At 66.9% G+C, this 21,081-nt stretch carries 21 protein-coding genes and 1 tRNA gene; 15 read left to right on the top strand and 7 right to left on the bottom strand.

The window, feature by feature from the left end; genetic code table 11:
- Positions 1 to 67: 67 nt before the first annotated feature.
- The 4 genes from KY493_RS04425 (at position 68) to KY493_RS04410 (ending at position 3,413) form a co-directional block, all read left to right on the top strand.
- A complete protein-coding gene (locus KY493_RS04425) occupies positions 68 to 1,252 on the top strand; it encodes a lysozyme (RefSeq protein ID WP_219897777.1) in 1,185 nt (394 codons plus the stop codon).
- 39 nt (positions 1,253 to 1,291) lie between these two features.
- Positions 1,292 to 2,446: an isovaleryl-CoA dehydrogenase gene (locus KY493_RS04420; RefSeq protein ID WP_219897776.1), complete on the top strand. Its 1,155-nt coding sequence runs from the start codon at positions 1,292 to 1,294 to the stop codon at positions 2,444 to 2,446.
- Between the two features lie 54 nt (positions 2,447 to 2,500).
- A complete protein-coding gene (locus KY493_RS04415) occupies positions 2,501 to 2,689 on the top strand; it encodes a DUF3008 family protein (protein ID WP_219897775.1) in 189 nt (62 codons plus the stop codon).
- A gap of 91 nt (positions 2,690 to 2,780) precedes the next feature.
- Complete coding sequence (locus KY493_RS04410; RefSeq protein WP_219897774.1) at positions 2,781 to 3,413, top strand: exopolysaccharide biosynthesis protein; 633 nt, start codon at positions 2,781 to 2,783, stop codon at positions 3,411 to 3,413.
- Between the two features lie 245 nt (positions 3,414 to 3,658).
- Here KY493_RS04410 and flaF read toward each other — a convergent pair whose 3' ends face one another.
- Positions 3,659 to 4,024, bottom strand: a complete 366-nt coding sequence (gene flaF / locus KY493_RS04405; RefSeq protein WP_219897773.1) for a flagellar biosynthesis regulator FlaF — start codon at positions 4,022 to 4,024, stop codon at positions 3,659 to 3,661.
- Positions 3,984 to 4,406, bottom strand: coding sequence for a flagellar biosynthesis repressor FlbT (flbT, locus tag KY493_RS04400; RefSeq protein WP_219897772.1), 423 nt, complete (start codon positions 4,404 to 4,406; stop codon positions 3,984 to 3,986). The genes flaF and flbT overlap by 41 nt, the downstream gene beginning before the upstream one ends.
- Positions 4,407 to 4,555: 149 nt before the next feature.
- Here flbT and KY493_RS04395 point away from each other — a divergent pair, with 149 nt between their 5' ends.
- The 7 genes from KY493_RS04395 (at position 4,556) to KY493_RS04365 (ending at position 8,802) form a co-directional block, all read left to right on the top strand.
- On the top strand, positions 4,556 to 4,993 hold the full coding sequence (locus KY493_RS04395; RefSeq protein WP_219897771.1) for a hypothetical protein: 438 nt from the start codon (positions 4,556 to 4,558) through the stop codon (positions 4,991 to 4,993).
- A gap of 12 nt (positions 4,994 to 5,005) precedes the next feature.
- The gene (locus tag KY493_RS04390; protein ID WP_219897770.1) at positions 5,006 to 5,206 is read left to right on the top strand and encodes a hypothetical protein; all 201 of its coding nucleotides are present in this window, start codon (positions 5,006 to 5,008) and stop codon (positions 5,204 to 5,206) included.
- A 63-nt stretch (positions 5,207 to 5,269) separates the two neighbouring features.
- Complete coding sequence (locus KY493_RS04385; RefSeq protein ID WP_219897769.1) at positions 5,270 to 6,118, top strand: MoxR family ATPase; 849 nt, start codon at positions 5,270 to 5,272, stop codon at positions 6,116 to 6,118.
- Positions 6,119 to 6,168: 50 nt separating this feature from the next.
- Positions 6,169 to 6,945 carry a methyltransferase type 11 gene (locus KY493_RS04380; RefSeq protein WP_219897768.1) on the top strand — a complete coding sequence of 259 codons (777 nt, stop codon included), beginning with the start codon at positions 6,169 to 6,171 and terminating at the stop codon, positions 6,943 to 6,945.
- 129 nt (positions 6,946 to 7,074) lie between these two features.
- A complete protein-coding gene (locus KY493_RS04375) occupies positions 7,075 to 7,668 on the top strand; it encodes a YfbR-like 5'-deoxynucleotidase (RefSeq protein WP_219898324.1) in 594 nt (197 codons plus the stop codon).
- A 2-nt stretch (positions 7,669 to 7,670) separates the two neighbouring features.
- On the top strand, positions 7,671 to 8,615 hold the full coding sequence (locus tag KY493_RS04370) for an NAD regulator (protein ID WP_219897767.1): 945 nt from the start codon (positions 7,671 to 7,673) through the stop codon (positions 8,613 to 8,615).
- A gap of 97 nt (positions 8,616 to 8,712) precedes the next feature.
- A tRNA-Ser gene (locus KY493_RS04365) sits at positions 8,713 to 8,802 on the top strand.
- 33 nt (positions 8,803 to 8,835) lie between these two features.
- Here KY493_RS04365 and KY493_RS04360 read toward each other — a convergent pair.
- Together KY493_RS04360 and KY493_RS04355 are read right to left on the bottom strand one after the other, a co-directional pair.
- A complete protein-coding gene (locus KY493_RS04360) occupies positions 8,836 to 10,641 on the bottom strand; it encodes an acyl-CoA dehydrogenase (protein WP_219897766.1) in 1,806 nt (601 codons plus the stop codon).
- A gap of 250 nt (positions 10,642 to 10,891) precedes the next feature.
- Entirely contained in the window at positions 10,892 to 11,029 is a 138-nt protein-coding gene (locus KY493_RS04355) for a hypothetical protein (RefSeq protein ID WP_219897765.1), read from the bottom strand.
- Positions 11,030 to 11,174: 145 nt separating this feature from the next.
- On the opposite strand from KY493_RS04355, the gene KY493_RS04350 reads away from it, so the two are divergent.
- Genes KY493_RS04350 through KY493_RS04340 form a run of 3 tightly spaced genes read left to right on the top strand, consistent with a single transcriptional unit; the run spans position 11,175 to position 13,985 of the window.
- On the top strand, positions 11,175 to 12,110 hold the full coding sequence (locus KY493_RS04350; RefSeq protein WP_219897764.1) for a RimK family alpha-L-glutamate ligase: 936 nt from the start codon (positions 11,175 to 11,177) through the stop codon (positions 12,108 to 12,110).
- A complete protein-coding gene (locus KY493_RS04345; RefSeq protein ID WP_219897763.1) occupies positions 12,107 to 13,162 on the top strand; it encodes an LLM class flavin-dependent oxidoreductase in 1,056 nt (351 codons plus the stop codon). Before KY493_RS04350 ends, KY493_RS04345 begins: the two co-directional genes overlap by 4 nt.
- Before the next feature lie 13 nt (positions 13,163 to 13,175).
- A complete protein-coding gene (locus KY493_RS04340; protein ID WP_255568028.1) occupies positions 13,176 to 13,985 on the top strand; it encodes a LamG domain-containing protein in 810 nt (269 codons plus the stop codon).
- Positions 13,986 to 14,030: 45 nt separating this feature from the next.
- On the opposite strand, the gene KY493_RS04335 is transcribed toward KY493_RS04340, so the two are convergent.
- Positions 14,031 to 16,916 (bottom strand): TonB-dependent receptor, encoded by a 2,886-nt coding sequence (locus KY493_RS04335; RefSeq protein ID WP_219897762.1) that lies wholly within the window; start codon positions 16,914 to 16,916, stop codon positions 14,031 to 14,033.
- Positions 16,917 to 17,132: 216 nt separating this feature from the next.
- Between KY493_RS04335 and KY493_RS04330 the strand changes: the two genes are divergently transcribed.
- Entirely contained in the window at positions 17,133 to 18,698 is a 1,566-nt protein-coding gene (locus KY493_RS04330) for a carboxylesterase/lipase family protein (RefSeq protein WP_219897761.1), read from the top strand.
- A 55-nt stretch (positions 18,699 to 18,753) separates the two neighbouring features.
- Here KY493_RS04330 and KY493_RS04325 read toward each other — a convergent pair whose 3' ends face one another.
- Together KY493_RS04325 and KY493_RS04320 are read right to left on the bottom strand one after the other, a co-directional pair.
- Positions 18,754 to 19,731, bottom strand: coding sequence for an alpha/beta hydrolase (locus KY493_RS04325; protein WP_219897760.1), 978 nt, complete (start codon positions 19,729 to 19,731; stop codon positions 18,754 to 18,756).
- Positions 19,732 to 19,794: 63 nt separating this feature from the next.
- A complete protein-coding gene (locus tag KY493_RS04320; protein WP_219897759.1) occupies positions 19,795 to 21,081 on the bottom strand; it encodes an MFS transporter in 1,287 nt (428 codons plus the stop codon).

The raw sequence follows: 21,081 nt of genomic DNA, 5'->3' as shown, positions 1-21,081 counted from the left end.
TCCAGTCGGCTCAGAGCTTGCTACGGGTCCTGAAAGCCGTCCCGCTCGTCTTCAAATGGAACAGATCGTGTCCTCCGACAGGCAGAAACCGACCCGGATTTCCCGCGAAGGCGTGGTGCTCATCAAGAGCTTCGAAGGCTTCCGTTCGCGCGCCGTACAGCGTCCCGACGGCGGCTGGGTCATCGGCTACGGGCACACGGCGTCCGCCAGGGAGGGCCTCACCGTCTCTGAAGCCGACGCCGAACTCCTGCTGCAGTACGACCTGATCCCGGTGGCGCGCGCCCTGCACGAGCAGGTGCAGGTTCCGCTGAACCAGCACCAGTTCGACGCTCTCGCCAGCTTCGCCTTCTCGGTCGGAGTGGAGCGTTTCCTGGCCTCGCGCGTGCTGAACCGCGTCAACGCCGGCGCTCTCGGCGAAGCGGCCGAGGCCCTGACGCAGGAGCCGGACGTGGAGCGGGCGCCGGCCCCGCCACGCCGCCGCACGGCCGAGCGCGCCCTGTTCGTCGCCACGCCTGGCGAGCCGGTGACCCTGTCGGACCTGTTCCTGACCGCCCTGCCCTTCCCCGCTCAGGATGACGGGCTCGCAGCAGACGACGCGTCTGGAGAGTTGGCGCAGACGGCGGACATCCTGCCCTTCCCGTTCGCTGGGCAAGAACCGGAAACCGAGACCCAGGCGGCGCCGGCTGTCTCTCCGGCGGCTGTGGCTCTCCATTCGCCGTACGTCGCCGCGACCGGCCCGCTGCCTGACCTCTCGTCCCAGGATGGCGCAATGGCCGAAGCGACGCCCTTGATCAGCGAAGGCCCGGCCTCGGAAACCGCCATCACGGCGGCCGCCATCACGGCGGCCGCCATAGAACCGGCCATCGAAAACGCCATCGCACTGCAGCCCTCGCCGGAACTGACCGGCGAGTTGCAGCCGCAAGCGGACGCGGCTTCTTCGGCGGAGGCTGCGACGCCTGCCGCCACTGAAGACCCCGGCGCCACAGCCCCTCAGCCCGTCTCCCCCAAGCGCGGCAAGCATCGGTCGGACGCGGGCAAGTTCGACTGGAACGAAACGGGCGCCTTTCTGATCATGGGAGGCATCGGGCTGGTGGCGTTCGGCGCCGCGGCCGCCGCCTTTCGCCGCGCGGGCGCGACGTCCAGCCGGGAAGCCTTTGTCATCGGGTCGGTTTTGGCGGTGATCGCCGTGGTCTGCATCGTCACCTCAAGCTTCAGCCTGTATCGTCGCTGGACCACGCCGGACGCGCGCTGACGCTTTCGCAGGTCGGCGCCCGGTGCTAGGCCAGCGGCCATGAGCACCAACGCGCCCCTGAACTTCGGCCTTGGCGAGACCGCCGACGCCATCCGCGACACCACCGCCCGCTGGGCCGCCGACCGCCTGGCGCCGCTGGCCGCCGAGATCGACGAAAGCAACAGCTTCCGCCGCGAGCTGTGGCCCGAGATGGGCGAACTGGGCCTGCACGGCGTCACGGTCGAAGAAGAGTATGGCGGCCTGGGCCTTGGCTATCTCGAGCATGTGGTGGCGATGGAAGAGGTGTCGCGCGCCTCGGCCTCGATCGGCCTGGCTTACGGGGCCCACTCCAACCTTTGCGTGAACCAGATCCGGCGCTGGGGCACGCCGGAGCAGAAGACGCGCTATCTGCCCAAGCTGATCTCGGGCGAGCATGTCGGCTCGCTGGCCATGTCCGAGGCGGGCGCCGGTTCCGACGTGATGTCGATGCGCACGCGGGCCGAGAAGAAGGGTGACCGCTACGTCCTGAACGGGACCAAGTTCTGGATCACCAACGCTCCGCACGCCGACACCCTGGTGGTCTACGCCCGCACGGGCGAGGGCAACGGCGGCGTCACGGCCTTTCTGATCGAGAAGGGCATGAAGGGCTTCAGCGTCTCCAAGAAGCTGGACAAGATGGGCATGCGCGGCTCGGACACCGCCGAGCTGGTGTTCGAGGACTGCGAGGTCCCGGCCGAGAACATCATGGGCGGCGAAGGCCGCGGCGCGGCCGTGCTGATGAGCGGCCTCGACTACGAGCGGGCGGTGCTGTCGGCCGGGCCGCTCGGCATCATGCAGGCGGCTCTGGACGTGGTCCTGCCCTATGTGCGCGAACGCAAGCAGTTCGGCCGGGCGATCGGCTCGTTCCAGTTGATGCAGGCCAAGGTCGCCGACATGTACGTCGCCCTGAACAGCGCCCGCGCCTACGTCTATGCCGTCGCGCGCGCCTGCGACGCCGGCCAGACCACCCGCTACGACGCCGCCGGCGCCATCCTGCTGGCCAGCGAGAATGCGGTAAAGGTCACGCTTGAGGCCGTTCAAGCGCTGGGCGGCGCCGGCTACACCAAGGAGTGGCCGGTCGAGCGCCTGGTCCGCGACGCAAAGCTCTACGACATCGGCGCGGGCACCAACGAGATCCGCCGCTTCCTGATCGGGCGCGAGCTGCTCGGCGCCTGACGGAACCGGCGTAAGGCAGACCGCTTTCCTCCAATGCGCAGAGGAGAGTTAGCCATGCCCGCCAAATCCGCCGCCCAGCAGAAGGCCGCTGGCGCGGCCCTGTCGGCCAAGCGCGGCGACACGCCCAAGTCGAAGCTGCAGGGCGCGTCCAAGTCGATGGAGAAGTCGATGTCGGAACAGCAGCTGGAGGAGTTGGCGCACACCAGGCGCAAGGGCAAGCCCGAGCACAAGTCGGACAGCTGACTTCGCTTACAAATCGGTCAGCTTCGCCGACGACAGTGGCCACAGACCTCGGCAGCCTTTAAATGGCGCTCACCGACGAGTGAGCCCCGCCATGTCCGAGCCCGATCAGTCCAGCGACGCGCGCCGCTTCTCGGACGTGCTCGAGCAACTGGCCAGCGGCGCCGACGCCAGGCTGTCCTTGCGCGAACTGGTCAACGCCTTCGGCGAGCGGGGCTTTGGCGCCCTGATTCTGGTGCTGTCGCTGCTGGCGCTTCTTCCGTGGCCGCCTGGGGGCAAGGCGGTCTTCGGTATCCCGATAATCCTGCTGTCGATCGAACTGGCGCTGCAGCGGGATCAGGTATGGCTGCCGCGCTGGGTCCTGCGGGCGTCGGTCAGTCGTTCGGCCTTTGGGCGGGGCATCCGCCGTATCATGCGGCCGGTTAGGTTCGTGGAAAACCTGACCCGCCCTCGCCTGCTGTTCATGACGGGCGACGTGGCCGACGTCTTCACCGGCCTGATCTGCGTGCTGCTGGCGATGATGATGGCGCTGCCGATCCCATTCGGAGACATGCTGCCCGGCGTCGCGCTCGCCCTGTTCGCCCTGGGCATGATGCAGCGTGACGGAGTGGCGGTGCTGCTCGGCGTGGTGGGCGCCTGCCTGTGCGGCCTCTACCTGTTTCTGATCTGGACCACCGTGGTGGAGGTCGGCGGGCGCGTCTGGCAGTGGGCGACCGGACTGTTCTGACCCACCCGGAATGACAAAAGGGCCGGCGGATCGCTCCGCCGGCCCTTCATTGTCTGACCGCTATGACGGTCCGACCACGTCGACCTGAAAGGTGATCAGGCCCGAACCTCTCCGAGGCCCAGGGTCGCGGCCGCCACACGCGATTGATGACAATGAGACACTAGATCACCTCCTTTCGACTGTTGAACAGGGAGGGCCAATCTAGGGCGTCGACGCCGCGCCGCAAGCGTGGCGGTGAACATTCTTCAGGCGGCCTCGGCGGTCGCCCCGGCCAAGCCCTGCATCACCATGCGGTTGATGTCGATCAGGGTCGAGAAATCCTCATCCCCGCGCATCACCTCGGACGAGTGCTTGTTGATGAACAGGCTCAGCGAGATGATCGAGGCGCGAAGCGGCTTGGCCATCTGATTGGCCGGGTCGCCGCAGTCGGACGCCAGCGCCGTCCAGACACGACGGTTCCAGTCCAGGGCCTCGATGCGCGTCTTGAAGTCGGAAGGGTCGCTTGTCGACGCCTCGACCAGCGCGCGCGTCACCTGGCCGAACAGCCGGTACTCGGTGTCGCGAGGCGCTTCATTGCGCGCCGCCGCTGTCGTGTAGGCTTGGAACGACATTCAGCACCTTCTCTTCGTAATCAACGATCTTACGGGCGGCCATCAGGGCCTTGTAGTAGTCGCGGTTCAGCACGTGCTTGGACACCGCGACACACTCGGCCAGGATTTCGGGATTGCGGGACGCGCCCATGAACTCAGTGATGCGCAGCGCCATTTCGTCGTACAGTTTGGAGGCGTCGGCCTCGTCCAGGTACATCATCATGACCGGGAAATAGATCCGACGGGCGGGCGTGTTCACGTCCTCGACCTGCATGATGTCCTTTTCGCGCAGGACGCTGGCCTTGTTCTGCAGGATCAGGACGCTGCGGCGGTCACCGTTCTGCACCACGGCGCCGTTCAGCACGAACTTCTCGCCGGGCTTCAGGGACAGTTTCAGCGGCATTGCAGCGGGCTCCAGGACCAACCCGACACCACGCATAGGCGGCCAGGCGCTGATCCTCGCTAAACGATCATGGTTAACCGTCTCTTGTGCCGCTTGGGCCGGAACGCCGGGAAGCAGCGGCGCGTTGATGCGACGAAGAGGAGCCCGCAATGCCCGACTATGACGAACAGGACCAGGCCGAGGTCTATGACGAGACCCATCTCGACGACGAAGGCGACGGCGAGTTCCTGCTCGACGAGGCCGACGGCGTACTCGACGTGACCCAGGCGGACGGCGACGCCGACGAGGACGAGTTCGACGAGGACAACATCGATATCGACGGCGAACTCGCGCTGGACGGCATCGAAGCCGAAGCGGACGCCCTGCTTGGCGTCGATGGCGAAAAGCTGAACCAGTCGGACGCCGGCTCCAACGGATTGCAGGCCGACGACGAGGTCGAGCTGGTCTACGCCGGCCTGATGGAGAACGAGCGCGGGGCCCAGGCCAGCGCCGCCCATTGGGAAGCCAAGAACCTGTCGGACGAAGACATCGCCGATCTGGGCTACGGCCCCGAAGGCGACGCCGCCGCTGACGACCGCACCGCCTGAGGAGACCCGATCATGACCGTGAAGACCAACACCAGCACGCAGAATGAAGACGTCAACACGCCTCACGCGCGCCGCATCGACCCCAACGAGGTCGGCCACGATCAGCTGAAGCAAGGCGGTGAAGACGAGGATCGTCAGGAGGCGCTGCTCGACGAGGGCGTGGAAGAAACCTTCCCCGCCAGCGATCCGGTTTCGGCCAAGCACATCACCTGATCGCTGTTCAGGCTTCGGCCGATCGGCTAACCCGCTTCGTGACCATCACGGAGCGGGTTTTTCATGAGCCGGTTTGAAGGCGCCGAGCGATACGTCGCGACCGAGGACCTGAAGATCGCGGTGAACGCCGCCATCGCTCTGGAACGACCACTGCTGATCAAGGGCGAGCCCGGAACCGGCAAGACGGTGCTGGCCTATGAACTGGCGGCCGCCCTGGAAGCGCCGCTGATCACCTGGCACGTCAAGTCCACGACCAAGGCGCACAACGGCCTCTACGACTACGACGCCGTGTCGCGTCTGCGCGACAGCCAGCTGGGCGATCCGCGAGTGGCCGACGTGCGCAACTATCTGAAGCCCGGCAAGCTGTGGGAGGCCTTCACCTCGCCGGTGCGGCCCGTCCTGCTGATCGACGAGATCGACAAGGCCGACATCGAGTTTCCCAACGACCTGCTGCAGGAACTCGACCGGATGGAGTTCTTTGTCCAGGAAACGGCCGAGACGATCCGCGCGGAGGTGCGGCCGATCGTCATCATCACCTCCAACAATGAAAAGGAGCTGCCGGACGCCTTTCTGCGCCGCTGCTTCTTTCACTACATCCGTTTTCCAGGCGCCGAGACGATGGCGGCGATCGTCGAGACCCATTTTCCCGGCATCAGGCCGCGGCTGGTCGCCCAGGCCCTGCGCGCCTTCTACGACCTGCGCGAGACGCCGGGTCTGAAGAAGAAGCCGTCGACGTCCGAGCTGCTGGACTGGCTGAAGCTGTTGCTGGTGGACGATGTCGACCCGGAGACGCTGCGTCAGACGTCGTCAGACAAGCTGATTCCTCCGCTGCACGGCGCCCTCTTGAAGAACGAGCAGGACGTGCACCTGTTCGAGCGGCTGGCCTTTCTGGGGCGGCGCGGCGGCGGGTGATTACCGCGATTTCACTGGATCGTCGCCATTGCCGGGGCACAATGGCGGTCATGAACCGTCGCCTGCTTCTGCCCCCCCTGCTGCTCACCGCCGCGCTGCTGGCGGCCTGCGACGGCGATGGCGTGCGGATCACGACCAGCACCTCCGACAGCGACGACAAGGGCGTGCTGAAGGTGGTGGATGCGCTGCAATGTCCCGAAAGCCAAGGCGTCCTGACCCGCAAGGGATCCGCGGCGCCCGGCGGCGACATCTGCACCTATGGCGGCGCGCGCGGGGCGGAAGTCACCCTGCATCTCGTTCGACTGGACGGACAGACGCCGAAGGTCGCACTGTCGGCCTTCGAGCAACGCCTGACCGCCTCCATGCCGGAAACGGCGGACCGAGCCGCATCACCGGCGGCCGGTAAAGACACCACCGTCCGCATCAGCGCCAACGATCAGGACGCCTCCGTCGATCTGCCGGGCCTGCGCATCCGCGCGGAAGGCGACGCCGCCGACATCCGCATCGGCGGCTTGCGCATCAACACCAGCGACAGCGAGAACGGCGCGTCCTCGGCCCAGGTGTCGGCTGGCGGCGACCAAGTGGACGTTCAGGCGTCCGGAAACGTGGCCGCCGTGCGGACTTCCGAGGGCGGCGACAGCACACGCGCCACCTATCAGCTGACCGACGACCAGCCGTCGCCCGAGGGTTGGCGCATGGTCGGCTATCAGGCGCGTGGGCCGAAAGGCGGTCCGATCGTGGTGGCGACCGTGCGCTCCAAGGATCGCCGGTCGGACGAGCTGATGGACGCCGCCAGGCAGCTGGTGACCCTGAACGTCGGCCGCTAGCCACCGCTTCGACGCCGGCGTCTTGATCCCCGGGCGGCTTTGCGTCACCAGACGCGCCCAAGATCGATCAGGACGACCCGTTTGGCCGAGCGCCCCCGAAAGCCTGCTGAAGTTCGCGCCTGGCAGCGCATGCTGTCCGGCCGACGCCTGGACCTGCTCGATCCCTCGCCCTTCGACATCGAGGTCGAGGACATCGCTCACGGGCTGGCTCGCGTCGCGCGCTGGAACGGCCAGACGATCGGCGAGCACGCCTTCTCCGTCGCCCAGCACAGTGTCGTGGTCGAGGAGATCGCCGCCCACATCAAGCCGGGCCTGGAACCCAAATGGCGGCTTGCCGCCCTGCTGCATGACGCATCGGAATACGTCATCGGCGACATGATCTCACCCTTCAAGGCGGCGCTGGGCGTGTCCTACAAGGAGTTCGAGACGCGGCTGGAGGCGGCGATCCATGTCCGCTACGGCCTGCCGCCCAAGACGCCGGCGGCGATCAAGACCCTGATCAAGAAGGCGGACAAGGCCTGCGCCTTCTTTGAAGCGACGCAGCTGGCCGGCTTCACCCGCCAGGAGGCGCTGGGCTTCTTCGGGCGTCCGCCCGAGGGTTACGACCTGACCATCGAGCCTCTGCCGGCCGCCCAGGCTCAGGCGCGCTACCTGGAACGGTACCGGGTGCTGGCGGGCGCGGTCGGCATCATCCCCGCCCCCGACGCCTTTCACACCGAGTGACGATGGCCCCGCCCACCGAAGCCGGAGTTCGCATCGGCCTGTCGGCGGTGGTCATGGCGTTGCGCGAGCGTCAGGCGGTGGTGCTGACCACCGCCGCCGACGAAGGCGTACGCGCCCTGCCCTTTGGTCCCTTTGATCCGCTGCGCGATCGCACGTTCGAGCGGGCCCTGCGCGACTTCGTGACGGCGCAGACCGGGTTTCGGCTCGGCTTTGTGGAGCAGCTCTACACCTTTGGCGACGCCGGTCGGGGGTCGCCGCGAGCGGCGCAGGGACCCGAGCGTCAGCGCGAGGTTTCCGTCGGCTACCTGGCTTTGACGCCGGATGCCGGGAGCGAACAGCAGACGCCGCAGGCCCGCTGGGACAGGGTGCTGGACTTCTTCCCCTGGGAGGACAGGCGCGACGCCTCCGCGTCCCTCTCCTCCGTCGTCATCGATCGGCTGCTTCGGTGGAGCGAAAGCGATCCGCGCCGTCGCGCGCGGGCGGACAACCTGTTCGCCCTGTCACCCGGCTATCGCTGGAACGAAGAACGCGTGCTGGAGCGATATGAGCTGCTCTATGAAGCCGGGATCGTGGACGAGGCCGCGCGCGACGCCGATCAGCCGCCGATCCCGCATGCGCCGGGCCTCACCATGGCGTCGGATCACCGCCGCATCCTGGCGACGGCGCTCGGCCGGCTACGGGGCAAGCTGAAGTATCGGCCCGTGCTGTTCGACCTGATGCCGGACGCCTTCACCCTGTCGGAACTCCAGGCGGCGGCCGAGGCGGTGTCGGGACTATCGCTGCACAAGCAGAACTTTCGCCGCGGCGTCGAGCGCACGGGCCTGGTCGCGCCCACCGGACGATTGTCGTCGGCCACCGGCGGCCGGCCGGCCGAACTGTTCCGCTTTCGGGGCGTCGATCCCCAGGATGGATCGGCGCCCGGCCTGTCGCTTCCGGCTCAGCGCTGATCCGCTTCAATTTCTTCGGTCTACCCGCTTGCGGCCCGGCGTCGGGCCGATTACACAGCGCCCTCGCTCAACCATGCCTTTATGGAAACGGCCTCGCGGAGAGGTGGCAGAGTGGTTGAATGTACCGCACTCGAAATGCGGCGTGCCTTGACGGGTACCGGGGGTTCGAATCCCCCCCTCTCCGCCACTTGCCTCTAGGCCTCGGAACGACCGGACCCGGTCAGAACCAGGCGTCCTGCATCGTCAGCGAAGTGTCGTCGCGCGCTTCAAGCAGGTCCAGCATCGGTCCGATCTTGGGCAGCTCCCATCGGAAGAAGTAGCGGGCGGCCTGGCGCTTGCCCTCGTAGAAGTCACCGCTCTGGCCCGAGGCGGCGAGCGCCTGTTCCAGCCAGATCCAGGCGACCACGGCGTGGCCGACCGCCTCCAGATAGACCGAGGCGTTGGCGAGCGCGCGTTCGGCGTCGCCGTCGCGCCAGAGGCCCTGCGTGACCTGGCCGATGCGGGCGACCGTCGCGGCCAGTGCGTCTGCGTGCCCCGAAAGTTCGGGCGTCGCCTGCGCGCGGCCGACTGTAGCGAGGATGGTCTCGGCCAGCAGGCTCAGCCCCGCGCCGCCGTCCATGATCGCCTTGCGGCCGAGCAGGTCGAGCCCCTGAACGCCGTGCGTCCCTTCGTGGATCGGGTTCAGGCGATTGTCACGGTAAAACTGCTCCACCGGGTAGTCGCGCGTGTAGCCGTAGCCGCCGAGCACCTGGATCGCCAGGCTGTTGGCCTCCAGGCACCATTGCGACGGCCAGCTCTTGGCGATCGGCGTCAGCATGTCCAGCAGGCGCGTGGCGCGCGTTCGGTCCGCCTCGTCCTCAGCCGTCTGCTGCTCGTCGGTCAGGCGTGCGCAATAGAGGTTCAGCGCCAGCGCCCCTTCGGCATAGGCCTTTTGCGCCAGAAGCATGCGTCGCACGTCGGCGTGCTCGATGATCGGCACGGGTGGGCTCGCCGCATCCTTGGCGCCGATCCGACGTCCCTGCGGACGGGTTCGGGCATAGTCGAGCGCGTGGAGATAGGCGGTGTAGCCCAGCGCCGCCGCGCCGGCGCCGACGCCGATGCGAGCCTCGTTCATCATGTGGAACATGGCGGTAAGGCCCTGGTTCGGCTGCCCCACCAGCCAGGCCTTGGCGCCCGCCTGACCGTCCGGACGATGTTTGCCTTCGCCGAAGTTCAGCAGGGTGTTGGTCGCGCCGCGATAGCCCATCTTGTGGTTCAGACCGGCGAGCACGACGTCATTTCGCTCGCCGGGCGCGCCGCTGGCGTCCAGCAGGTGCTTGGGTGCGACGAACAGGGAGATGCCCTTGACCCCCGCCGGCGCGCCCTCGATCCGGGCCAGCACCATGTGGACGATGGTCTCCGACAGTTCGTGATCGCCAGCCGATATCCACATCTTGGAGCCAAACAGCCGATAGGAGCCGTCCGACTGAGGCACAGCGCGCGTGCGGATGTCGCCCAGGGACGAGCCCGCCTGCGGCTCCGACAGGCACATAGTCCCGAAGAACCGCCCCTCGAGCATCGGCCGCACATAGGCCTCGACCTGTTCCGGCGACCCGTGCGCGCGCAGCAGGTTGGCCGCGCCGATGGTCAGAAACGGATAAGCCGAAAAGGCGATGTTGGCCGCCTGGAACCAGGCAAATGCGGCGCGCTCCACCACGTTCGGCAGTTGCAAACCGCCGAGATCGTGATCCTGTGACGCCGAGAACAGACCTGCCTCGCGAAAGGCCGCCATCGCCTGCGCGACCTCGGGGATCATGCGCACATGCTCGCCATCGAAGGTGGGCTCGTTGAGGTCGGCCTTGCGGTTGGCCGGCGCGAAATGCTCGGCGGCGATGCGTGCGCAGGTGTCGAGCACGCCGTCGAACGAGGCCCTGTCGTGGTCGCAGAAGCGCGGACGGGTGGTCAGCCGCTCTATGTCCAGCCAGTCGTACAGCAAGAACTGCAGGTCACGCCGGGACAGGATCAGGGATGCATCGACGCCGATCATGGCGTCAGGCGTAGCACTCCACGCCGGCCTGTATAGATCACCTTGCGGAAGGATCCCGCCATAAGACGCGTTAGCCTGTCCGCCACATGTAATGGCTGTGGACGACGGGAACCGTTACCGCAGGTGATGCGCTTGCCGGTCATGAGCAAGTGGATCAACGCCGTCTCGCTTCATCTGTGTGACAGGTGGACCGCCCGCGTCCGTAGCGGCTTCCAGCGCAGCATTGGCTGAGGCTTGAGCCCGTGCGGGCCTAGCGGATCACGCCCGCGACGACGGCGATCACGATCATCATCACGATGATGATGGCGAACAGGCCGATCATGATGCGGGAGGAGCCTTTGCTGGCCCTGTCCTTGGGGTCGCCTGAGTTGGGATCTGTCGGAGCCATGTCGGTGTAATGCCGCCCAGGCGGGATCGTTGCGCAGTCTGAATGATCCGCCGTCCGCGTCGCGCCCGCCGACGATGTGGAAAAGCCTGAAAGATTCACCGGCATGGATGTTGCGTTTCATCATAATGGAACGCATCTAGCGGCCATGATCGCCGCTGCCCCCGACCTCGCCATTGTTTATGAACATCCGCAATGGTTCGAGCCGCTGTTCGCCGCCCTGGAGCGACGCGGCGTGGACTTCCTGCCGATGCCGCTGGCGGGCCACAGCTTCGATCCGGCAGGCTCGCCGCCTCCCGCGCCGGTGACGCTCAGCCGCGTGGCGATGTCATCCTTCCTGCGAGAGCCGGAACATCCGATCTTCTATGCTCAAAGCCTGTTCGCGCATTGGGAGGCGCGGGGCGGACGCGTGGTCAACGCCTCCGCCCTGCCGGTGGACACGTCCAAGGCGAGGCAGTTGTCGCTGATCTCCGGTCTCGGCCTCGACATCCCCGCCACCCGGGTCGTGCATCGCCGCGCCGACCTAGCGAAGGCGGCGGAGGGCCTGCGCTATCCCCTGCTGGTCAAGGCCGACATAGGCGGCTCGGGCGCGGGCATCGTCCGCTACAATACGCCTGAGGACCTGGCCAAGGCTGCCCGCGACGGCTCGGCGCCGGTTGGCATCAACGGCGTTTCCCTGATCCAGGAATATACGCCCCGGCGCGGCGACAGGATCACCCGGGTCGAGGTCATGAATGGTCGCATCCTGTACGCCATGGAGGTGGAGAGCCCCGGCGACACCTTCGATCTGTGTCCGGCCGACGCGTGCCTGATCCGGCCCGGCGCCGCAGCCCTGACCATGACGCGGATCGAGCCCGACGCCGCCCTGGCGCAGGCCGCCCTGGACATCGCGCGCGAGGCGAAGATGGAGATCGGCTCGGTCGAGTGCCTGATCGACGATCGCGACGGCACACGCCGCTTCTTCGACATCAACGCCCTATCCAACTTCGTGGCCAAGCCGCTGGAGGTGCTGGGCTTCGACCCGCACGACGATCTGGTCGAGTGGCTGCTGCAACTGGTTTCCGAGCGAAAGGCCGCGGCATGAGATTCGGCTATTGGGCCCCCGTCTTCGGCGGCTGGCTACGCAACGTCGCCGATGAGCGCGAGGCGAGCTGGGAGAACCTGTCGCGGCTGGTCCGTCGCTCCGAGGAGACCGGCTGGGACCTGACGCTGGTTGCCGAGCTGAACCTGAACGACATCAAGGGGATCGAGGCGCCGGCGCTGGACGCCTGGTCGTCGGCGGCGGCGCTGGCGGCGGTCACCTCGCGCATCGAACTGATGACGGCGGTTCGGCCGAACTTCCACCAGCCGGCCCTGTTCGCCAAACAGGCGGCCAACATCGATCGCATCAGCGGGGGGCGTCTGGCCCTGAACGTCGTCTCCTCCTGGTGGAGCAAGGAGGCCGAAAGCTATGGCCTGCAGTTCGACCAGCACGACGACCGCTATGCACGCACCACCGAGTGGCTGCAGGTGCTGGACAGCCTGTGGACCCGATCACGCACTGATTTTGAGGGCCGCTACTACACCCTGGCCGACGCCATCGTCGAACCCAAGCCCGCGTCCACGCCCTCCCGCCCCCGCCCGGTGATCTATGCCGGCGGTGAATCGGAGGCGGCCAAGACCCTGATCGCTCACCACTGCGACGCCTATGTCATGCACGGCGATGATCCGGAGCACATCGCGCCCAAGATCGCCGACATGAGGGCGCGCCGCGAGGCGTTCGGCCTGCCGCCGATGAAGTTCGGCATGGCGGGCTTCGCCATCGTGCGCGACAGCCAGGCGGAAGCCGAGCGCGAGCTGGAGCGGATCACCACCATCCCCGGCCTGGCCGAGGGCAAGCCGCCGTCGGGCTTCGCCAACTTCGACCAGTGGCTGGCCGGCACCGAGCTCGAGCGCGAACTGAAGATCCGGGAGTATTCGGTCTCCAACCGCGGCCTGCGCCCCGGCTTCATCGGCACCCCGGAGACGGTGCGCGAGCGCATCGAGGCCTTCGAGGCGGTCGGCCTCGATCTCGTCCTGCTGCAGATGTCGCCACAGGAAGAAGAGATGGACCGCTTCGCCGCCCAGGTGATCCAGCCGGCGCGCACCGCCGCCTGAGGGCACAGCGGGCTTGCGCCGTCTCTTGATCGCCGGGCAGGATGAGGTCCGCACGGCGCTAAGCCGCCTGCGGCTGGCGGAGACGACGATGACGACCTTTGAGCGACGAGCGGTGCTGACGGGGCTGGCCGCTTTCGGAGTGACGAGCGCTGCCGGCTGTGCGAGCGCGCCGGGCGGTCGCATGAGTTCGGATGCCAGATCCACGGTGTGGACGTTCGATAATCTCGCAAGCGTCGGCGGCAATCCGGTCCGGGTCGAAGGCGCGCCCACCCTGATCGACAGCCCGTATGGCAAGGCCGTGCGCTTTGACGGTGTGGACGACGCCCTGTTCATCGACAACCACCCTTTGGCCGGCGCGCAGACCTTTACCTTCGAGGCCCTGTTCCGGCCCGACGGAGGCGCGTTCGAACAGCGCTGGCTTCACCTTCAGGCGGACGACGCAGCCGGTTCGGAAGGCCAACCGACCGGCACGCCAGGCACCCGCTTTTTGTTCGAAATCCGGGTGGTGGAGCAGCAATGGTACCTGGACGCCTTTGTCAAAGGCCCCGGTTACAGCCAGACGCTGATCGCCGAGGACAAGCGGTTCCCGGTCGGGCGTTGGCATCACGTCGCCCAGACCTACGACGGGCGCATGTACCGCAGCTACGTCGATGGCGTGCTGCAGGCGGAAGCCGCCATCGCCTTTCAGCCTCAAGGTCCGGGTCGCGCATCGGTCGGCTGTCGCCTGAACCGCGTCAACTATTTCAACGGCGCCGTGCGCGAGGCGCGCTTCACACCGCGTGCGCTGGGGCCTGCTGAGTTCACGCGGCTTCTCACCCGCTGATGAAACAAGGGCCGGCGGAAGCCGCCGGCCCTTGTCTGACTTCGCCTAGAAGCGGTAACGCGCCCCGAGGTAAACCTGCCGTCCAGTGTGATGGTAGACGTAGGTGCTATCGCGCGGCCCACCCAGATCGCCGTGGTTCTGGCGGTTCTCCTCATCCGTCAGATTCAACCCTTCAATCGTCAGGCTGAGGTTGTCGGTGACGTTGTACGAGGCGGAGGCGTCGATCGTCGTGGTTTCACTCTTGCCCTGGTACGGGATGCCGCGCGTGCCACCGTTGGAGCCTGGAACACTCTGGAAGTAGCTGTCGCGATAGGCGGCCGACACGCGCGCGTTGAAGCGGCCGTCATCGTAGTACAACGTCGCGTTCCAGGCGTCCGGCGACAGGTTCACAAGGTCGGCGGTGACGAAGACGTTGCAAGCCGATGTCGTACAATAGTCGATCTCCGACTCGACATGCGTGTAGTTCAGCTGCGTCCCGATGTTGCCGAACAGGCCCGGCAGGAAGGTGAAGGTCTGCTGATAGCTGATCTCGAAACCGTCCAGCGGCCCGCCTGGAGTGTTGCTGGGCGTGCTGAAGACATACTCCTCGGTCGTCGGCCGCTGCGGATCAGCCGGGAAGGCCACCGGATTGAGAGCCGTCAGCTGTGCGTAGGTCAGGTTCTGCTGTGTTGTCTGAACGTAGGTCGAGATGTCCTTGTAGAAGTAGGCAAAGGACAGCAGCGCCTCGGGTGCGAAATACCACTCCAGAGACAGGTCATAGGTCTTGGCGCGATAGGGCTCCAGTTCCACGTTTCCAAGCGACGCCGTGCGGTTCGCCGCGCCGATGGCGCTGACGCTGAAGACGGGCACCAGACTGGTCAGCGGCGGCCGTGACATGACCTTGGCGGCGCCGAACCGGACAATGAAATTCTCGAAAGGCTCGAGCGACACGTTCAGCGAAGGCAGGGTGTCGTCGTACTCGTTCTCGCCCAACACCGGAGTAGCGATCCCCCCAACGTTGGAATAGCCAAGCGCCTCGATCTCTGTCTTGGCCTGACGCACGCCGACGTTGCCTCGGAACGGCATGCTCCAGAGTTCAGTATTCCAGTCGGCCTGGACGTAGAAGCCGGTGTCGGTTTCCTGCACGTCGCGCCAGTTGCCGTAGGTCGAGGTGTTGCCGTCGAGGCCGGTCAGGCGGAAGTCGCCGCCGGCGACACCGGTGTCGCATCGGCAGCTGTAGCGGAACACCTCATCCAGCGCGGCGAGATCCGGACGAACCCAGCTCGTCGCCGAGCCTGCAGGCAGGTCCAGGTTGCGGCCGAAACCTTCCAGCAGGTTGGTCACCTGAGCAAGGGTCACGCCGGCAGGCAGGGCCGGGGCGGTGTTGTTGTTGGCGGGGCGCGCGAACTGACGGCTGTCGGACTGAAAGGTCTTGCGATTGACGCCAGCTTTCAGGGTGATGGCGTCGTTCAGATCAAAGACCAGATTGCCTTCGACAGTTGTATAGACGTTGTCTTGGAAGTTCTGGCTCGATCGCAGTTCGGAGCGAGGTTGGGCGCCCGCCGGGCCAGTGATGCTCCACGAGGCCGGATTGGCGACGTCGAAGCCGTAGTTGATCAGCGGCAGGTCGCGGCTGTCGCGGAAATCCCAGCTGTAGCCGTCGGTATTCTGCCGATCGATGATGGCGCTGACCTGCACCGGATTGCCGAACTGCGACTCGGCTCGGCCGATCAGGCCGTTGAAGCGGAGCCGTTCGGAGAACTCGTGCTCGATGTTCAGCGTCATCTGCTTGAACTCGGTTTCAAGCACGTCGAAGCGGTTCTCCGAACGGATATCCATGTCGTCCAGAACGGCATAGACCATCTCACCGGTCTCTGGATCGACCACCACATCGCGGATGTCGACCTCGGGCTTGCCGCCCTGAGTGGCGTTTCGGCTCAGCGACCAAGCCTGGAGAAAGTTCTCGCTGCGGGTCGAGTCGAGCTTGGAATAGAGCGCGTCAAAGGTGAACAGCGTCGGGCCGTTGCCCGGTCGGGCCTGGAACGACAGGGTGGCGCCCAATCGCTCCTGGCTGTGTTCAAGCCGACCATAACGGGGAATGCGCGGATGAAAAATGCCGCCTGCCGCAGCGGCGCCGCCAGGCAACGCGGTCGGATTCTGGAACCCGCTGTCGGCGTTCGCCGGCCCCCAACGCACCGAACTGAAGCCCTCTTCCAGGCTGTCGCGCTCGCTATACGCCAGAGAGAACAGAGCCCCGAGCTGACCGTCGGCCCAGGTGTTGGAGACGAGACCGGCGATCCGCGGGCTCCAGTCTTCCGACAGGTCGTTGTAGCCGTACTGGCCAGACAATGCGGCGTTGAAGCCGGGACGATCGAACGGGCGGCTGGTGCGCAGATCGACGGTGGCGCCCAGCGACCCCTCTTCGGTCTCGGCCGACTGGGTCTTGCGGACGGTGATGTTGTTGAAGAGTTCGGAAGCGAAGACGTTGAAGTCGAAGCCACGCCCGCGGTTTACGCCGCCGGAGGAGTCGGTGGCGCCGGTCGTGGCCTGCGCCTCGATTCCGTTGATGCGGGTGCGGGTGAACTCCGAGCTCAAGCCGCGCACGGTAATCGATCGCCCCTCGCCTGCGTCCCTGTCGATGGAAACGCCCGGGATGCGCTGGATCGACTCGGCCAGGTTGGTGTCCGGAAAGTCGGCGATGTCCTCGGCCGAGATGGCGTCCACGACGCCTGCCTCATTGCGCTTGATGTTCAGCGCGTTGGCGAGGCTGGCGCGAAAGCCCGTGACGACGATCTCGTCGACTTCGGCGGCCTGGTCCTGCGGCGTCGTGTCGGATTGCGGCTGGGTTGTGGTCTGAGCCGCCGCATCATGGGCGGCGAGCAGAAGGGCAAGCGCGCCAACGGACGCGGTCGCGGTCAGAAAACGGCGCGTACGCGCAACTCGACGAGTCATTGATAAAAACCTCCCATGGACCGTTCGGAGGTCCAGCCTCCGTTTAGGTGTCCGACAATCGCGGCGACGCCGATGCTGGAAAGGGTTTGCCCAGCCGATGCCACCGGTGTCATACGAAGGGTGCGCATAGTTCGCTGGGGCTGGCAAGCCGATCGAACGGGCTTCGATAATCAGCCATCAAGCCATGGCGGGCGCGCAACACCGGGGAGCCGTCAGATGATCACGCGTCGAGACACATTGATGAGCGGCCTCGCCGCGGCGACCTTCTACAGCCCCGCATCGGCCGTGACGGCCGCCCGCGCCCCGGCCGTGCGGACCAAATCTGGTCCCGTCATCGGTCTTCGCGAAGACAGCGTCAGCGTGTTCAGGGGGGTGCGCTATGGCGCTTCGACCGAGGGCCGGCGGTTCCAGCCCCCTTCCCCGCCGGCGCCGTGGCGGGATCCCGTTCGGGCGGTCGATTACGGGGCCGCCAGCCCTCAGCGCGGCTCGGAGGCGAATCAGTCCGAGGACTGTCTGTTCCTGAACGTCTGGACGCCCGGCGCGGACGCCGCGCGCCGGCCGGTGATGGTCTATGTTCACGGCGGCGCCTATTCGAGCGGGTCGGGGTCGGACCCGCTCTACGATGGAACGCGGCTGGCGCGGCGTGGCGATGTGGTGGTGGTGACGCTGAACCACCGGCTGAACGTCTTCGGTTACGCCTATCTCGCGCGGCTGGCGGAAGGGTTCGAAGACTCCGGCAACGCCGGCCAGCTGGACCTGATTCTGGCGCTGCGTTGGGTGCGCGACAATATCGCGGCGTTCGGCGGCGATCCGAACCGGGTCATGCTGTTCGGACAGTCGGGCGGCGGGGCCAAGATCGCGACCCTGATGGCTATGCCCGAGGCGGCCGGTCTGTTCCACAGTGCGGCGACCATGAGCGGGCAGCAGGTCACGGCGTCGGGGCCGATCAACGCCACGACCCGCGCGCAGGTGTGGCTGAAGGCCCTGGGCCTCACGCCTGAGCGCGCGCACGAGGCCGCGGAGATGCCGGCCGCGCGGCTGCTCGAAGCGGCGGGCGAGGCGGATCCGATCCTGGCGGCCAGCGGCCTTTATTTCGGACCCGTGCTGGATTTCCGCAGCCTGCCTCGGCATCCCTTCTATCCGGACGCGGCGCCGCAATCGCGCGGCGTTCCGATGATCATCGGCAACACGCGCGAGGAGACGCTGGGCTTCCTCGGCAACGACCCGAAGAACGCCGGCCTGACATGGGACACCCTGCCCGCCCGTCTGACGCCGTCGCAGCTGCGGATCGACATCACGCCGGAGGCGGTGATCGCCGGCTATCGTCGCATGCACCCGGACTGGAGCCCGGACCAGGTGCTGATCGCCGCGACCACGGCGGGGCGCTCATGGCGCGGCGCGGTGATCGAGGCGGAGGCGCGCGCGGCATCGGGCGCGCCGGCCTGGGTCTATCAGCTGAACTATCCGGGCACGATCGAGTCCGGCCGGCGCGGCGCCTTTCACACGGCGGACATCCCGCTGGTGTTCGACAATGTGGCGGCGCAGGGCTCGCGCACCAACGGGCCGGACGCGCAAGGCGTGGCGGACCAGATGGCGGACGCCTTCATCGCCCTCGCGCGCAACGGCAACCCGAACCACCCGGGATTGCCGACGTGGGAGCGCTATGACCTCGAACGCCGCCAGACCATGCTGTTCGACGCCCGCTCGACCATGGCGGACGACCCGCGTGGCGACGAGCGGCGCTTCTTCTCTGCCATTCCCTACGTCCAGCCGGGCACGTGACCGGCCGGCGCCGGGCCCAGCGCATTCAACCGGACGTTTGAGCGACTCAGGCCCGCTAGAGCGCGAAATCGAGCCGCTTCGCCCAGGTTCGCACCAGGTCGGGCCAGGCCTCCGCGGGCCTGCCCTGGATCAGGCGTACCCCGAAGCCGTGGCCGCCTTCCTGGAACAGGTGGGCCTCGGCGCGGACCTGATGCGCCTTCAGCGTGGACAGCAGCTGCAGGCTGTTCTCGACCGGCACGGACGCATCGTCGATGGCGTGCACCAGGAAGACGGGCGCGGCGCCCCGCCAAGCCATCCGCTCCAGCGAATAGGCGGCGATGCGTTCCGGGCTGGGGCTCGACCCCAGAAGGTAGTCGCGCGAGCCGGCATGCACGAACGGGTCAGCCATGGTGGCGACCGGATACATCAGGATGCTGAGGTCCGGCCGGAACGAGGCGTGGTCGGCGGCGTCGATATCGGCGTAGACCGCGTCCGTGCGTGCGCTGGCCAGGCCCGCCAGATGCCCGCCGGCGGATGCGCCGAGGATGGCGATGCGCTTGGGATCAAGGTCGAACTCGGCGGAGCGGCTGCGGATCAGGCGGATGGCGCGCTGAGGATCCTGCAGCGGCGCATCGGCCCCGGCGGCCCAACCGTCGCCCGGCAGGCGATAGCGGAGCACGAAACAGGTCGTGCCCGAGGCGGCGAAGACGCGGGCGACGTCAAAGCCTTCCTTGTCCACGACCGACCAGCGGTAGCCGCCGCCGGGGATCAGCAGCAGGGCCGAACCGTTCGGCCGCTCCGGTCGGAATACCGTCATCAGCGGATCGGTGGTGTACTGGGCGAAGCGGTCGTGAAACGCGGGGTCGGTCGATCGCTCGGTGACGACGCCCGTCACGCTGACGCCCTCCCCGCCCGGCGCCCGGCCCGGCCACAGCCGGAGGGTTTCGGTCGGGTCGGCAGGCGCGACGGCGGACTGGGCCGAGGTCCGCGTGCTCATGGCCGCCCCACCAGCGAAGGCGGCCATGGCCAGCAGAGAGCGGCGCGCGATGTCCATGTGATCCTCCGCATCGAAGAAACGGCCGGACGATCGCTCGTCCGGCCGTTTTGTCTCGGGTCGTCAGACCTTGGCCGGCTCGTAGCGCGGCGAGATCAGGTGGATGACCAGCAGGGCGATCAGATAGGCCGAGGCCGCCACGATGAAGATCGGCGTATAGGTGCCGATCTGGTCCAGCACGTAGCCTGCGTATTTGGCCATCGCCATGCCGCCGATGCCGCCCAGCATGCCGCCGATTCCAACCACCGAGCCCACGGCCGAGCGCGGGAAGACGTCGCCGGGGAAGGCGTAGAGGTTGGCCGAGAAGCCCTGGTGCGCAGCCGTCGCCAGGCCGATGATGCCGACCGCGACCCACAGGTTGCTGGCGCTGGCGGCGAAGGCCACCGGCACGGCGCACAGGGCGCAGATCAGCATGGTGATCTTGCGCGCTCGGTTCAGGCTGACGCCCCGGTGCATCATGCGCGACGACAGCCAGCCGCCGCCCACCGAGCCGACGTCGGACAGCAGATAGATGGCGACGATGGGCGGACCAAAGGTCTTCAGGTCCAGACCATAGGTCTTGCCCAGGAAATCCGGCAGCCAGAACAGGAACATCCACCAGATCGGGTCGATCAGGAACTTGCCGGCCGCATAGGCCCAGGTTTCCTTGACCGTCAGCAGCTTCTTCCAGCCGATCTTCTCGACCGGATCGGCCGGGTCCTGCTCGATATAGGCCAGTTCGGTCGCCGACAGCCGCTTCTGCTCGCGCGGGCGGCGGTAGATGATCAGCCAGATCGGCAACCAGACGAGGCCCAGCACGCCGGTGATGACAAAGGCCATCTGCCAACCGAAGCTGAGCACCAGCGCCGGAACGATCAGCGGCGTGACGATGGCGCCGATGTTGGTGCCTGCGTTGAACAGGCCTGTCGCCAGTGCGCGCTCCTTCTTGGGGAACCACTCGGCCACGGCCTTGATGCCGCCTGGAAAGCCGCCGGCCTCGCCGACGCCCAGCACCACGCGCGCCATCATGAAGTGGGACAGGTCGCGCGCCGCCCCGTGCAGAATGTGGCCGACCTGCCAGATGGCGAAGGCGACGCCGAGGCCCCAGCGGGCGCCGATGCGATCCATCAACCGGCCCCAGATCAGATACGCCACCGCATAGGACGCCTGGAACCAGAAGACGATGTCGGCATAGTCGGTCTCGGACCAGCCGAACTCGGCCGAGAGCGTCGGCTTCAGGAAGCCGATCATCTGGCGGTCGACGTAGTTGATGACCATGGCCGCGAACAGCAGCCACATCACCAGCCATCGGTATTTGCCGACGGACGGTTCCTTGATCCGGATCGGCTGAGGGCTTGTCGCCTCTGTCAT

The organism is Brevundimonas sp. PAMC22021 (assembly GCF_019443405.1).
GTDB lineage: Bacteria > Pseudomonadota > Alphaproteobacteria > Caulobacterales > Caulobacteraceae > Brevundimonas.
This window is presented reverse-complemented; position numbering and strand designations above follow the sequence as displayed.

What these genes read in the sequence shown, in the direction of transcription:
- KY493_RS04420 (WP_219897776.1), top strand. Translation starts at nt 1,292, where the DNA reads ATGAGCACCAACGCGCCCCTGAACTTCGGCCTTGGCGAGACCGCCGAC.
- KY493_RS04415 (WP_219897775.1), top strand. Translation starts at nt 2,501, where the DNA reads ATGCCCGCCAAATCCGCCGCCCAGCAGAAGGCCGCTGGCGCGGCCCTG.
- KY493_RS04410 (WP_219897774.1), top strand. Translation starts at nt 2,781, where the DNA reads ATGTCCGAGCCCGATCAGTCCAGCGACGCGCGCCGCTTCTCGGACGTG.
- flaF (WP_219897773.1), bottom strand. Translation starts at nt 4,024, where the DNA reads ATGTCGTTCCAAGCCTACACGACAGCGGCGGCGCGCAATGAAGCGCCT.
- flbT (WP_219897772.1), bottom strand. Translation starts at nt 4,406, where the DNA reads ATGCCGCTGAAACTGTCCCTGAAGCCCGGCGAGAAGTTCGTGCTGAAC.
- KY493_RS04395 (WP_219897771.1), top strand. Translation starts at nt 4,556, where the DNA reads ATGCCCGACTATGACGAACAGGACCAGGCCGAGGTCTATGACGAGACC.
- KY493_RS04390 (WP_219897770.1), top strand. Translation starts at nt 5,006, where the DNA reads ATGACCGTGAAGACCAACACCAGCACGCAGAATGAAGACGTCAACACG.
- KY493_RS04385 (WP_219897769.1), top strand. Translation starts at nt 5,270, where the DNA reads ATGAGCCGGTTTGAAGGCGCCGAGCGATACGTCGCGACCGAGGACCTG.
- KY493_RS04380 (WP_219897768.1), top strand. Translation starts at nt 6,169, where the DNA reads ATGAACCGTCGCCTGCTTCTGCCCCCCCTGCTGCTCACCGCCGCGCTG.
- KY493_RS04375 (WP_219898324.1), top strand. Translation starts at nt 7,075, where the DNA reads ATGCTGTCCGGCCGACGCCTGGACCTGCTCGATCCCTCGCCCTTCGAC.
- KY493_RS04370 (WP_219897767.1), top strand. Translation starts at nt 7,671, where the DNA reads ATGGCCCCGCCCACCGAAGCCGGAGTTCGCATCGGCCTGTCGGCGGTG.
- KY493_RS04360 (WP_219897766.1), bottom strand. Translation starts at nt 10,641, where the DNA reads ATGATCGGCGTCGATGCATCCCTGATCCTGTCCCGGCGTGACCTGCAG.
- KY493_RS04355 (WP_219897765.1), bottom strand. Translation starts at nt 11,029, where the DNA reads ATGGCTCCGACAGATCCCAACTCAGGCGACCCCAAGGACAGGGCCAGC.
- KY493_RS04350 (WP_219897764.1), top strand. Translation starts at nt 11,175, where the DNA reads ATGATCGCCGCTGCCCCCGACCTCGCCATTGTTTATGAACATCCGCAA.
- KY493_RS04345 (WP_219897763.1), top strand. Translation starts at nt 12,107, where the DNA reads ATGAGATTCGGCTATTGGGCCCCCGTCTTCGGCGGCTGGCTACGCAAC.
- KY493_RS04335 (WP_219897762.1), bottom strand. Translation starts at nt 16,916, where the DNA reads ATGACTCGTCGAGTTGCGCGTACGCGCCGTTTTCTGACCGCGACCGCG.
- KY493_RS04330 (WP_219897761.1), top strand. Translation starts at nt 17,133, where the DNA reads ATGATCACGCGTCGAGACACATTGATGAGCGGCCTCGCCGCGGCGACC.
- KY493_RS04325 (WP_219897760.1), bottom strand. Translation starts at nt 19,731, where the DNA reads ATGGACATCGCGCGCCGCTCTCTGCTGGCCATGGCCGCCTTCGCTGGT.
- KY493_RS04320 (WP_219897759.1), bottom strand. Translation starts at nt 21,081, where the DNA reads ATGACAGAGGCGACAAGCCCTCAGCCGATCCGGATCAAGGAACCGTCC.